Origin of the sequence: Bacillus sp. EU52 (genome assembly GCF_037964975.1) — a bacterium.
Taxonomy (GTDB): domain Bacteria; phylum Bacillota; class Bacilli; order Bacillales; family Bacillaceae; genus Bacillus; species Bacillus subtilis.
Map to the genome: position 1 here is coordinate 824,130 of NZ_CP150177.1, position 13,114 is coordinate 837,243.

The window sequence follows — 13,114 nt, forward strand, 5'->3', positions numbered from 1 at the left end:
CCTGAAAAAAGCCTATATCACGCTATACATTTGCCCTCGTGTAATCATGAAGGTTTTTGTGAAGAATAAAAATAAAACAAGTCATAAAAAAGGAGCTATTTCACCATGAATCGTATCTTTTTTATTTTAGTGGCGGCCGGTGTTCCGCTTTCTGTGATTGGCAGTTTGATGCATTGGCCTTCCGCGGTTCTATTTGCCGTTTATTGCGTGACGATTATCGCGCTTGCAAGCTATATGGGGAGGGCGACAGAATCACTGTCCATCATTGCAGGACCGCGTATCGGCGGTTTGTTGAATGCAACCTTCGGGAATGCGGTGGAGCTGATTATTTCCCTTTTTGCATTAAAAGAAGGCCTGACAGGAATCGTGCTTGCCTCTTTAACCGGTTCAGTGCTGGGGAACCTGTTGCTGGTAGCGGGCCTATCGTTTTTTGTCGGCGGTTTAAAATATAAGCGGCAGGAATTTAATATCCATGATGCCCGCCATAACTCCGGGCTTCTGATTTTTGCCATCATTGTCGCCTTTGTGATTCCGGAGGTATTCTCTGTTGGTATGGGAAACGCCAGCAAGCTCAATTTAAGCATCGGCATCAGCATCATTATGATTCTGTTGTATGTGGCGGCGCTGTACTTTAAACTTGTCACGCATCGGGGCGTTTATCAGCCGAATAATGCCGCTCAGTCTGAAGAAGAGGAAGAGCCGGAATGGTCAGGGAAGGTTGCGACGATTGTCTTGTTTGCGGCAACGATTGTGGTTGCATACATATCCGAAAACCTGGTCCATACCTTTCACTCGGTTGCTGAACAGTTCGGGTGGAGCGAGCTGTTTATCGGGGTCATCATCGTGGCGATTGTAGGAAATGCGGCGGAGCACGCGTCAGCGATTATTATGGCCTTCAAAAATAAAATGGACATTGCGGTTGAAATTGCAGTCGGCTCTACGCTGCAGATCGCTATGTTTGTCGCACCGGTTCTCGTCATCTGTTCTATCTTTTTTCCGACAAGCATGCCGCTTGTATTTACATTGCCGGAGCTCGTCGCGATGGTATCAGCGGTTCTCTTGATGATCGCGATTTCGAATGACGGGGATTCCAACTGGTTTGAAGGGGCGACACTGCTTGCTGCATATGTCATTATGGCGATCGGCTTTTTCCTTCTTTAACCTGAAAAAATGATGGATAACAACAAAGCGGGATGAAAAGACTAAGGGAAAATGCCATAGAAAGAGTGATATGATGAAAAAGCTATTTCATTCCACACTTATCGTGTTGTTATTCTTTAGTTTTTTCGGCGTTCAGCCCATCCACGCGAAAAAGCAGTTTAAGGTTCCTAATTCTGTCGCAAGCATTTCAAAGGAAAACACGTATCCGAATGCTTCACAGGATCAGCCAATGCTTCAGCCGAGCAAGCTGGCAAAGGAATTGCTCGATCATTCTGAGGTGAAGATTGAAAATCCGCATCTCATCAAAATGCTGAATGAATCCAACATATCCGGCACACCGCTTGCAGTAGGGTACCGGGCGACAATATTTCTCGGGAAATGGGCGCTCGGCTATGAATCAAATGAAACAGTCGCAAACTGGGAATATAAAAAAATCAATACAAACCGTGCGGATAACCGCGGCGGGAAAGAAACGGCTGAAATGCATTATGCCCAGGAACAGCAGTACAGAGTGAAGGGCGGCCTCACAGCTAAAGTTCCAAATGCTGAAGATGTCAAAAGCATGATGATGCAAAAAGCAATGAAGAAAACGAACCTTCCGCTTGCATTTGAGACGGTCATCGGGGCTGGCACAAAACGGGATCAGATTTATAAAGTCGCTCCTAAAAAAATCGGTTATTTACATGCATATGCACCGGCTGTGAATGAAAAAGGAAAAGTGACTTACGGAGAAGTGTACTTAGTGCTGAAAGGAAATAAACGAAAACTCATCGTGAAAAATGTCACGTCACAGGGAATCGGCGCGTGGATTCCAGTTCAAGATCATGTCACGTTTGGTTTTCAGCTTTCCTCACTGCCAAGATAAATAAAAAACTGATTCCAACTCGGAATCAGTTTTTTTGTTTATTGGGTTCTCTCAATTCGGACCGCTTCCTCAAGCATTTGCACATTGTTTTGGTAGAGCTGGCGAACGAGAACCCGTCTGACTGCAAGGCTGGCACTGAAATAATCATCATCTTTCACCATGCCTTTAACCGTAAATTCGACGCCGCGATTGATTTTATTCAATGCGGTGATGCCGTGGATTTGAAATGGTTCTGTCGGATTGCCGAATTCATCCCGCTTCAATGAATCACGAAGCTCTTCATTCAGCATGTCACATGCCTCTTCCAACACGCTGTACACGCGGTCCGGATCTTCTTTAAAGCTGATAAGAAAGGATTCGGTAATCCGCATAAAATCAATATTATAGTTCTCTATTTGTCTGACCTCGCCGTTGCTGATGGTGAGCAGCTTCCCGCTCCATTCCCGGATTTGCAGCGAGCGGAGGCCGATTTCCTCCACTGTTCCGTTGAACAAGTTGTTGACGGTGACATAATCGCCTTTGTGCAGCTGGCGTTCATATATTAAGAACACACCAGCCAGCACATCTTTGATCAGCGATTGGGCGCCAAAACCGATCACGATACCTGCTACGCCCGCCCCGGCCAATATCTTGCCGAAATCATGCACAAATAAAGAAATAACGTAAAAGATAAAACCAATTGTCGCCGTATACTGGGTGACAGAACGGACAAGGCTTTCAATCGTTTTTTCCTTTTTTTCTTCAATAAAATCCGTCCGTTTAAAAAATAGCTGTACCAGCCGGTTGATGATAAAGACACCGATCCAAAGGATAACGGCAACGAGGAGAATATCGACGATTTTATTTTGAAAAATCTCCGTAAGTGTTTCTTTCATCCGCATCTAACTCCTGGCTTGACGTTTTGTGAAGTCTGTATCCTGATAATAACTGTTTTTGACAAGAACATTCGGTCCGAGGCACCGGACATTCGGGCAGTGGCAACTTAGTTCCTTCGCAAGCTTGGTCTCTCTCCACTTTTCATAGGCGGAAGGGAGGCTGTCCGTCTGAATGTTGCCAAGCGGCGGGGTATCACCGAAATCGGTCACGATAATGTTTCCATCGAAAATGTTCACATTCAGGCGGGATCGGCCGTCAGGGTCATTTCGCACTGTGACGTTTTTCGCCGCGCGAAGCCGGCGAAGCAGCTTTTGGTCGTCTTCGTCCGGACTGCAGGCATAAAACGGCAGCGTTCCGAACAGCATCCACGTATTTTCATCACGAATATCCAGCAAGCGGTGAATGGCCTGTCTCATCTCTTTCAGGCTGAGGGATTCAAGAGCGCTTGCGAAATCGCTTGGATACATTGGGTGGACCTCGTGACGCTGACATTTCATATCTTCTGTGATTTGGCGGTGAATATGCTCAATATGCGGAAGTGTTCGTTTGTTCAGCATCGTTTCCGCAGATACCATTACTCCGGCATCCACGAGCGTGCGGCTGTTTTCGATCATTTTTTCAAAATAGCGCGCGCGCTGTTCGAAGGTCGGTTTTCTGTCCATCATGGCAAAGCCGATTTCAGCAAAATCTTCAACTGTTCCCCAGTTATGTGAAATATGTAGCACATCGAGATACGGAATGATCCATTCGTACCGCTCGATGTCGAGGGTCAGATTTGAATTAATTTGTGTCCGCACACCCCGTTCATGGGCATATTTCAATAAAGGAACAACATATTCTTTTACTGATTTCAGCGAAAGCATCGGCTCTCCGCCTGTGATGCTGATGGATCTGAGGCGCGGGATTTCCTCCAGCCGTTTTAACAGAAGATCTATTGGCAGAGCATTCGGGTCTTTAGGCTGCAATGTATAGCCTACAGCACAATGCTCGCATCTCATATTGCACAGTGTCGTCGTTGTGAATTCAACGTTTGTCAGCTGCATGTCTCCGTATTGGTCAACATCCATATAGGCTTCCCAAGGGTCAAACTCGGGCGTAATCGGACGCAGCTTCGTATTTTGTGTCATGACTATCTAACTCCTTTATAAATGGGCATACTAACGCTGCCAACAGTTAATTTTAGACCTGATTTGCCAAGATCGCAAGTAGCGCGGCGATTGAAAAACGGCAAAAAATGAGCTACCATAATAAAAAATGAATGGAGGAACAGAATGGGGAACGCCGTAAACAATAAAGATCAGCAGATTGATTATTTAAAGAACAGACTTGACATGTTTATGAACGTCATCGATTCATTAGACCCTGAAGCAACCGACGTTGAAGATATAGACAGGCTCATCAGCATGCTTGATGACCTGGAAGCCAAATACGAACGTTTTAAAAAAGATTGGGAATAAAACCGCGAGCCCGCCGCGGTTTTTTTTATTGGCATAAAGCAACAGTATAAAACAAAGCCCCTATCTGTAAAATAAGAAAAAATGCAGAAGGAGCGCTGGCCATGAAGTGGATGTGTTCAATATGCTGCGCCGCCGTATTGCTTGCCGGAGGTGCAGCACAGGCGGAAGCGGTGCCGAATGAGCCGATTAATTGGGGCTTTAAACGAAGTGTCAATCATCAGCCGCCAGATGCCGGGAAGCAGCTGAACAGTTTAATTGAAAAATATGACGCGTTTTATTTAGGGAATACAAAGGAAAAAACGATTTACTTAACGTTTGATAACGGATATGAAAATGGCTATACGCCAAAAGTGCTTGATGTCTTAAAAAAACATCGCGTAACAGGAACGTTTTTTGTTACCGGGCATTTCGTAAAGGACCAGCCTCAGCTGATCAAACGAATGTCAGATGAGGGCCATATTATCGGCAATCATTCCTTTCACCATCCGGATTTAACGACAAAAACAGCTGATCAGATTCAGGATGAACTTGATTCAGTCAATGAAGAGGTTTATAAAATTACGGGAAAGCAGGACAATCTGTACTTGCGTCCGCCGCGCGGCGTGTTCAGTGAGTACGTACTGAAAGAAACGAAACGCCTCGGCTATCAAACCGTTTTCTGGTCGGTCGCTTTTGTTGATTGGAAAATCAACAACCAAAAGGGGAAGAAATATGCCTACGATCATATGATCAAGCAGGCGCACCCGGGAGCCATTTACCTGCTTCACACCGTATCGAGGGACAATGCAGAAGCGCTGGATGACGCGATTACAGATCTGAAAAAACAGGGCTACACATTTAAAAGCATTGATGATCTGATGTTTGAGAAAGAAATGAGGCTGCCGTCTTTGTAAAAGAGAAAGACCTCTCCTTAAACGGAGAGGCTTTTCTTTATTTTATACATTTAATCAGTGCGGCCCAGTCCAGATCCCCGAAGCCTTTCTCAATCCCGCTTTCAAAATGGCTCTTGGCCAGCTCGGCAAGAGGAAGATTTGCAGAAACCCGTTTTGCGGCGGCGAGTGCCAGGTTGGTATCCTTCAGCCCTAAAGACATTTTGAAGCCGGCCGGCTCAAATTTCTGCTCGGCCATAATGGTTCCGTAATTTTGATAGACTGGAGAACCAAAGAGCGCGCTGGCGATTTCTAAAAATTGTTTTTGTTCTAAGCCGTATTTCTCCATCATTAAAAAGGATTCAGATAACGCCTCCAGCATGGACACAAGCAAGAAATTGATGCTGATTTTCGCTGCATTTGCCGTCTTGCTTTCTTCGCCGACGTCAAATACCTGCTGGCTCAGGCTGTCGAGCAGAGGCTTGGCAGCTTGCTTTGCTTCTGCCGGTCCGGCTGTTATGATACGGAGCGCGGCTTTGGCTGCGGCATCCGGTCTGCCAAGGACAGGAGCGGCGAGAAAAAATTGTCCTTTCTCTGCATGAGCTGCTGCGAGCTTTTCTGAGAACTCAACACTGATTGTGCTCATCGAGATGTGTATGCCGTTCTCTGCTAATCCTTCAAGCAGCCCGTCTTCTCCGAATGTCACGGTGCTGACAGAATCATCATCTGCAAGCATTGTGATGACAATATCAGCGGATTTTGCCGCCAGCCGCGGCGTATCAGCTGCCTGTGCGCCTTCTGTGACAAGGTCTTCTGTCTTTTGTTTCGTCCGGTTATAGACAGTCAATTCGTAGCCTGCTTGAAGAACATTTCGGGCAATGGGCTGTCCCATATTGCCGAGTCCGATGACAGCAATTTTCAATCTGATCACTCCCTGAATATTTTTTCCATTATAAACAATATGAACAGAATATGCATAGCGATCGGCTTACAACAAAAAAGAACAGCTGCTCGCTGTCCTCATTTAAAAATATTGAACCATCCTTTATGTACAAACCAAATCAGCATTCCAATCACAAGCGCGGCCATCAGGCCAAGTACAGCGAAATATCCGAATTTCCAATGCAGCTCCGGCATAAAGTCGAAGTTCATACCGTATACACCGGCAATAAAGGTGAGCGGGATGAAAATGGTTGATACGATCGTCAGTGTCATCATAATCGCATTCATCCGGTTTGAGTTTAGCGTCACGTAGCTGTCACGCAAGTCGGACGTCATGTCACGGTTGGATTCCACAATTTCAGACAACTTTAACAAATGATCGTATATGTCGCTGAAATAGGCTTTCGTTTCCCGCTGCTCTTTCACATGGTCAAGGCTTAAAATCCGGTAGAGCAAATCACGCATCGGGATAATCGTCCGTCTCAAATGCAATAGGTCTGTTCTGAGATCAAACACCTCGTTCATCAGCGTTCCATACGTTTTGTGGGGACGGCTTTCTTCAATTTCATTCAGCCGGTCTTCAATTTTATACACGAGAGGAAAATATTCATCAACAAGCTGATCCATGATCATATAAGAAATATGCCCGGGCCCTTTTTTCAATATATCCGGTGAAGCATACAAACGCTCCCGGACTTTAGCGATACCGGGCGTTTCGTGTAAATGAAAGGTGACGACAAATTTTTCGCCTTGAAAGATATCGACTTCCTCCGTCTCAAGTGTTTCCTTATTCAGCGCATGAATCACGTAAAAACGATAGCCGTCATAATGGTCAAGCTTCGGCCGCTGCATGTGCTGGAAGCAATCCTCAATGGCAAGCGGGTGAAAATGAAAAAAATCTCTCAATAACGCCGTTTCCGTATCCTCCGGGCCGTAAAAATCAACCCAGTACCATGCAATATCAGGCTGTTCCACTCGTTCGATCGGTATATTTTTCAGCAGCTGATGCTCTGTTGTGATTGCGGTAATGTTGATCATAAACAACCCTCCACCTGCCATTATATCATGCGGTCTTTATGAGAAAAGTATACGGTACTCTCTGCCTAATTCAAGCGGCATGTTATACTGAACAAAAACGGAAAAAAGGGTGGATCTCATGTGGAAGGAAAAAGTATCTGTCACGCCTCCGTATCATTTTGACCGCGTGCTGGACAGGCTGTCTTTAGACCCCCTCAATGCTGTTGATCGAGAGGCGAGGGAAGTCCGTGTGCCAATCAGAAATCAAGCGGGGGACGTATGTATTGTAAAGGTACAGGCGTTAGGCCATGCGGGCGAGCCTGAGTTCCTCGTCAGCGGGGAAACGGATCAGGGAGAAATGATGAAGGAAATCAAGCGGATTTTTCAATGGGAAAATCATTTGCAGCACGTTCTGGATCATTTTTCAAAAACGAGCCTGTCCGCCATTTTTGAAGAGCATGCCGGGACGCCGCTTGTTCTGGACTACAGCGTGTACAACTGCATGATGAAATGCATTATCCACCAGCAGCTTAATCTTTCCTTCGCTTACACGCTAACAGAACGATTTGTTCATGCGTTTGGCGAGCAGAAGGATGGCGTGTGGTGCTATCCAAAGCCGGAAACGATTGCGGAACTTGATTATCAGGATCTGCGTGATCTGCAATTCAGCATGAGAAAAGCGGAATACACCATTGATACATCAAGGATGATCGCAGAAGGCACACTCAGCTTGTCAGAGCTGCCGCATATGGCGGATGAAGACATTATGAAGAAACTGATCAAAATCAGGGGTATCGGCCCGTGGACCGTGCAAAATGTCCTCATGTTCGGACTTGGCCGTCCCAATTTATTCCCGCTTGCCGATATCGGCCTCCAGAATGCCATCAAACGCCATTTTCAGCTGGACGATAAGCCGGCAAAGGATGTCATGCTGGCGATGAGCAAGGAGTGGGAGCCTTATTTAAGCTATGCGTCTTTGTATTTGTGGAGAAGTATAGAATAATTCGTCTGACAATGAAGGAAATCCTGCAAACGTGTTATACTAGAAAGATGTGAAAAAACCATTTCACTTTCTGCCAGCTGCAGAAAGCTTCATATAGAAACGGAGAGAACAACGTGAACCAACAAAAGAAACAGGCGCCCGTCGAACTGAAGGTCGGACAAACCTTTCCGCTGACGATTAAGCGTCTCGGCATTAACGGAGAAGGTGTCGGCTATTTTAAGAAAAAAGTCGTCTTCGTGCCCGGCGCGCTTCCTGGCGAAGAAGTTGTTGTGCAGGCCACAAAGGTCCAGCCGAAGTTTTCGGAGGGCCGCATTAAGAAAATCCGCAAGGCGTCTGAGCACCGGGTGGCACCGCCTTGCCCTGTTTATGAGCAATGCGGCGGCTGTCAGCTTCAGCACCTTGCATACAGCCAGCAGCTTCGGGAAAAACGCGATATCGTCATTCAGTCTCTTGAACGCCATACGAAGTTTAAAGTTGAAAACATGGAAATCAAAGAAACGATCGGCATGGACAACCCGTGGAATTACCGCAATAAAAGCCAATTCCAGATCGGGCGCTCGCAAAGCGGCAGCATCATCGCCGGCTTATACGGCCTTGATTCTCATGACATCGTTCCGATTAAAGACTGTATCGTTCAGCATCCGGCAACGAACAAAACAACAGGCATCGTCCGCCGCATTTTAGAGGACTTCAATGTGTCTGTTTATAATGAAAGAAAACGAAAAGGCGACGTTCGCACGATCGTGACGAGAGTCGGCTTTGAAACAGGCGAAGTGCAGGTCGTGCTTGTAACCGCAAAAGAAACGCTTCCGCACAAGGAAGAAATCGTCAAAGCGATTCAAAAGCGATTGCCAGAGGTCAAATCCATTATTCAGAATGTAAATGGTGCGAAAACTTCAGTGATTTTTGGCGAGAAAACAAAACCGCTCGCCGGAAAAACAGTGATTCAAGAAGTGCTCGGCGACGTATCTTTTGAATTGAGCGCCCGCGCTTTCTTCCAGCTCAATCCGGAACAGACCGTCAAGCTGTATGATGAAGTGAAAAAAGCGGCGCAGCTGACCGGAAAAGAAAAAGTCGTTGATGCGTATTGCGGCGTCGGCACTATCGGCATGTGGGTTGCGGACGGAGCGAAGGAAGTCCGCGGCATGGACGTCATCAAGGAATCGATTGACGATGCTAAGAAAAACGCCAAAAAACACGGAATGGCAAATGCCACATACGTAACAGGAACAGCCGAGCACTGGCTCCCGAAATGGACGAAAGAAGGCTTCCGCCCGGACGTCGTCATTGTAGACCCGCCAAGAACGGGCTGTGACAGCACGTTCCTGGACACGATCAAAAAAGTCAAACCGAAACGCTTCGTCTACGTTTCCTGCAATCCATCCACGCTTGCGAAGGATTTGCAGACGCTGTCGAAGGACTATCGCGTGGACTATATCCAGCCTGTCGATATGTTTCCGCAGACGGCGCATGTGGAAGCAGTGGCGAGACTTGTATTGAAATCGTCTAACTAAAATAAACAATACCTAATAAGACCTGGGTTTCGGTAAAATAAACAATTCCGATTTCCGGGTCTTTTTCGTGCGCAGCCCTTGTCCTAACTGTCTGTTCTCAATTTTATCTTCCTTCTCATTCTCGGAGATCTTTATTTTAACTGGCGAAAAGAGTTGAAAAAACGTGTTGAAAAGCGGGTGAAAAAAAGCGTTATTTAACCGGGAAAATATCCTCCCAGTATGATTAAAATACATGAGTAAAATGATGTAAAATCATAGATATATTTTCATAATTTGTAAAATTATATATTGACTTGCAGTTATTACGTGTGAAATATTGATTATAGGAATATAAGGAAAGGTATGGCGTATATCATTTCAAGAGTCATTCGATGTAAAAAGTTGAAACATTGTAATAAACGAAAGAGGTGAAAATGATGGCCAACTCCATTTTAAAATGAATAACGTATGAGCACTAAAATAATAGTGCCGAGACGATAAAAACTATTACAGTAATACCAACAATGGTTATACTAGCTAAAAAGTATTGCAGAGAAGGAAATGGATAACTAAATGGATAAAGTATATAAAAAACGACCGTTATATAAAAGAAGTTGGTTTCAAACATTTTTGGCATTTTTAGTATCTCAGCTTTATTTTAATTTTGTAGAATTAACGGGATGGGGTCCTAAGTATAGAGAAATGAATGGATTCCCAGCAAACATAGTTGAACTAGATTTCTTTCAAACATATCTTTCATTCTATGATAATCCATGGTTTAATATTATTACTGTTTTCTTGGGAGTTTTCACTATTATACAAATAATTACAGGGATAACAAAGGATATTCGAAATTAAAGCAATAACTTCTGATGCCTTATTTAATGATGAAAGAAAATGAACACTTTCTTAATTATCTTATGAGTGAAGACTGCGACATTTAGTCAGCAGTCTATTTTATTGGTTCTGGATCAGGATTACCGAATTATAACCCTATACAAATATATAGTAGGTTGCCACTTGCTGCGTTGGTTATTTTCTAAATCATGAGCAAATCCCAAATGATTCAGATTGAAGTTCTTGAATTCTTTTAAATAAGGATTTATTTTCTCTTCTCATCCTCTTTACTCCATGTGATTCACAAGTGGTAGCAGCTTAAGTAGAGTTTTTTTTATTCTCTTGAGTACTCAGTTATACCACCCCCAACTCAATTTGCTTTATCTCTATTAGTTTTTCCGCAAATATGATATAGAGATACGGATATGGTGTAGTGTTAAATATCTTATCTTCAATAACAGGGCAATTATTTTGCGTTGGTAATATGGAGAACTCATATGATATTCTATTTAGGTTGGAATCCTTTTTATCCAAAAGTTCAAAAGTAAGGCCACTAAGAAAGACGAAGGTCAGCGCGAGTTAACCACAATATAAAAAATAGGGTAGATAATTATCCCACGTGAAATGTTCAAAATTTACTATAGATTGATAAGAAATGCTTTCGCATGCGATAAGTGTAAAAAGAAGCATGGTCAGTTTTTTAATATTGAGATACAGGTCTAGCTGTATCCTCTAATGAAAGGATTTGATTTTTGTTATGACAGAAAATTTCTGGCGTGAATTGCCACGGCCATTTTTTGTACTGGCACCAATGGAAGATGTGACAGATGTTGTTTTCCGGCATGTAGTAAGTGAAGCAGGCAGACCGGATGTGTTTTTTACAGAGTTCACAAACTCAGAGAGCTATTGCCACCCGGATGGGAAGGATAGCGTGCGCGGCCGTTTGACTTTTACAGAGGATGAACAGCCAATTGTGGCCCATATATGGGGAGATAAGCCTGAAAACTTCCGTAAAATGAGTATTGGCATGGCAGAGTTAGGATTTAAAGGACTAGATATCAATATGGGCTGTCCTGTGCCTAATGTGACACAGAACGGTAAGGGAAGCGGTCTTATCCGCCGGCCGGAAGTTGCAGCAGAGTTAATACAAGCAGCAAAAGCAGGGGGATTGCCCGTAAGCGTAAAAACAAGACTTGGTTTCACGGATGTAGACGAATGGCGCGAGTGGCTGACACACATACTGAAACAGGATATTGCCAATCTTTCTATTCATCTGCGCACAAGAGCAGAAATGAGCAAAGTAGATGCGCATTGGGAACTCATCCCGGAGATTAAGAAACTTCGTGACGAGGTGGCACCAGATACATTGTTAACAATAAACGGGGATATCCCTGACCGCCAAACTGGCTTGAAACTTGCTGAACAATACGGTGTTGATGGAATTATGATTGGGCGTGGTATTTTTACAAATCCATTTGCCTTTGAAAAGGAGCCGAAAGAGCATAGCAGCAAGGAATTGCTTGATCTCTTAAGGCTGCATCTGGATCTTCATGATAAATATTCAGCATTAGAAGCCCGTCCGTACAAGCCTCTTCCTCGCTTTTTCAAAATTTATCTCCGCGGGTTCCGAGGGGCAAGTGAATTAAGAAATCAATGCATGAACACAAAGTCAACAGATGAAGTGCGTGCATTGCTCGACGACTTTGAGAGAAAGTATCTTGATGGGATAGAGTAACAGCAGTGCTTGATTCAAAAGAGGCTAACACAATTCTTGACTAAAATAAACCTGGATTTTCGGTAAATCCGGGTCTTTTTTGTACGCAGCTTTTACTCAGCCTGTCTTTTCTCTAATTTATTGTAAGAAAATAATGGTATATTTAGTGGAGATATCTTATAAAGGGGGAGAGGAAAATGAAACGACTATGCATCATCCCCTGCGGCAAGAAAAAAATCTGGGACGTCCAGCCTGATGCCGGGCCGGTAAGAGCAGAGGACGCTTATCTCAGCCCGTTTCATCAGGCGTGCGAACGGTATGCGAAAGCATTTTTCGATGAGTGGGTGATTTTGTCTGCGAAGCACGGGTTCCTCCGCCCTAATGATCTCGTTTCGGGAAATTACGATGTCACTTTTGGCACCGGTCATCCGGAAATCATGACAGCGGACGAGCTGAGCCGTCAATTTCACGAAAAAGGCTTTTCTAATATCGAAGAGCTAGTCATGCTTGGCGGAAAAAAATATCGAAGCGTTCTAAACGCCGTCATCGGAGAACACCAGCATATCAGCTGGCCGCTATCATCTTACAAAGGCATAGGCTACATGCTCCAAGCGCTGAACCGGGCTGTTGAAGAAAAGCATGAACTGTAGTACGCACATATGTAGAAAAGAGTGTGAACATGTGTGCCAGCGGGTTATCAAAAACAGATGCCGAAAAGATGGCGGTATCGCATATGTCAAATATTCAATTGATTTTCTTTCAAAAGCAGCTATTCAGTCAAACGATGCAGAGGAACTAGGAAGTTAAAAAGATTTCCAAGGAAATAAATAAGTCGATCATTGTCAAAGGCCGGGTGATATCCGGTCTTTTTTTGCATGCT

General features: G+C 44.4%; 13 protein-coding genes and 1 pseudogene. 10 read left to right on the forward strand and 4 right to left on the reverse strand.

Translation table 11 applies throughout. The annotated features are described in order from the left end of the window. The first annotated feature begins 105 nt into the window (after positions 1-105). Together cax and NSU05_RS04200 are read left to right on the forward strand one after the other, a co-directional pair. Positions 106-1,161 (forward strand): calcium/proton exchanger, encoded by a 1,056-nt coding sequence (gene cax, locus NSU05_RS04195; protein WP_003233658.1) that lies wholly within the window; start codon positions 106-108, stop codon positions 1,159-1,161. A gap of 70 nt (positions 1,162-1,231) precedes the next feature. Continuing rightward, positions 1,232-2,026 carry a YfkD famly protein gene (locus NSU05_RS04200; protein ID WP_082200930.1) on the forward strand — a complete coding sequence of 265 codons (795 nt, stop codon included), beginning with the start codon at positions 1,232-1,234 and terminating at the stop codon, positions 2,024-2,026. A 38-nt stretch (positions 2,027-2,064) separates the two neighbouring features. Here NSU05_RS04200 and mscC read toward each other — a convergent pair whose 3' ends face one another. Both mscC and yfkAB read right to left on the reverse strand, forming a co-directional pair. After that, positions 2,065-2,907 carry a mechanosensitive ion channel protein MscC gene (mscC, locus tag NSU05_RS04205; protein WP_010886444.1) on the reverse strand — a complete coding sequence of 281 codons (843 nt, stop codon included), beginning with the start codon at positions 2,905-2,907 and terminating at the stop codon, positions 2,065-2,067. Further along, positions 2,908-4,029: a radical SAM/CxCxxxxC motif protein YfkAB gene (gene yfkAB / locus NSU05_RS04210; protein WP_003233655.1), complete on the reverse strand. Its 1,122-nt coding sequence runs from the start codon at positions 4,027-4,029 to the stop codon at positions 2,908-2,910. A 144-nt stretch (positions 4,030-4,173) separates the two neighbouring features. Between yfkAB and NSU05_RS04215 the strand changes: the two genes are divergently transcribed. Next, the gene (locus NSU05_RS04215; RefSeq protein ID WP_003223132.1) at positions 4,174-4,359 is read left to right on the forward strand and encodes an SE1561 family protein; all 186 of its coding nucleotides are present in this window, start codon (positions 4,174-4,176) and stop codon (positions 4,357-4,359) included. Between the two features lie 101 nt (positions 4,360-4,460). Beyond that, positions 4,461-5,252, forward strand: a complete 792-nt coding sequence (gene pdaA / locus NSU05_RS04220) for a delta-lactam-biosynthetic de-N-acetylase (RefSeq protein WP_003244439.1) — start codon at positions 4,461-4,463, stop codon at positions 5,250-5,252. A gap of 37 nt (positions 5,253-5,289) precedes the next feature. Here the strand turns inward: pdaA and NSU05_RS04225 are convergent, their stop codons facing one another. Next, the gene (locus tag NSU05_RS04225; RefSeq protein ID WP_014476157.1) at positions 5,290-6,150 is read right to left on the reverse strand and encodes an NAD(P)-dependent oxidoreductase; all 861 of its coding nucleotides are present in this window, start codon (positions 6,148-6,150) and stop codon (positions 5,290-5,292) included. Between the two features lie 98 nt (positions 6,151-6,248). Then, on the reverse strand, positions 6,249-7,208 hold the full coding sequence (gene corA / locus NSU05_RS04230; RefSeq protein ID WP_038428620.1) for a magnesium/cobalt transporter CorA: 960 nt from the start codon (positions 7,206-7,208) through the stop codon (positions 6,249-6,251). A 118-nt stretch (positions 7,209-7,326) separates the two neighbouring features. On the opposite strand from corA, the gene NSU05_RS04235 reads away from it, so the two are divergent. From NSU05_RS04235 to NSU05_RS04260, 6 genes and pseudogenes are all read left to right on the forward strand, one after another. Then, positions 7,327-8,190, forward strand: a complete 864-nt coding sequence (locus tag NSU05_RS04235) for a DNA-3-methyladenine glycosylase (RefSeq protein ID WP_003233646.1) — start codon at positions 7,327-7,329, stop codon at positions 8,188-8,190. Between the two features lie 113 nt (positions 8,191-8,303). Next, the gene (gene rlmD / locus NSU05_RS04240; RefSeq protein ID WP_015252551.1) at positions 8,304-9,704 is read left to right on the forward strand and encodes a 23S rRNA (uracil(1939)-C(5))-methyltransferase RlmD; all 1,401 of its coding nucleotides are present in this window, start codon (positions 8,304-8,306) and stop codon (positions 9,702-9,704) included. A 552-nt stretch (positions 9,705-10,256) separates the two neighbouring features. After that, on the forward strand, positions 10,257-10,541 hold the full coding sequence (locus NSU05_RS04245; RefSeq protein WP_021481197.1) for a YfzA family protein: 285 nt from the start codon (positions 10,257-10,259) through the stop codon (positions 10,539-10,541). A gap of 736 nt (positions 10,542-11,277) precedes the next feature. Next, entirely contained in the window at positions 11,278-12,255 is a 978-nt protein-coding gene (locus NSU05_RS04250; RefSeq protein ID WP_015715509.1) for a tRNA-dihydrouridine synthase, read from the forward strand. Between the two features lie 176 nt (positions 12,256-12,431). Next, positions 12,432-12,884 carry a DUF6884 domain-containing protein gene (locus tag NSU05_RS04255; protein ID WP_038428622.1) on the forward strand — a complete coding sequence of 151 codons (453 nt, stop codon included), beginning with the start codon at positions 12,432-12,434 and terminating at the stop codon, positions 12,882-12,884. Positions 12,885-12,945: 61 nt separating this feature from the next. Further along, positions 12,946-13,041, forward strand: a pseudogene (locus NSU05_RS04260) (hypothetical protein); the annotation flags it as partial. Between the last annotated feature and the right edge of the window lie 73 nt (positions 13,042-13,114).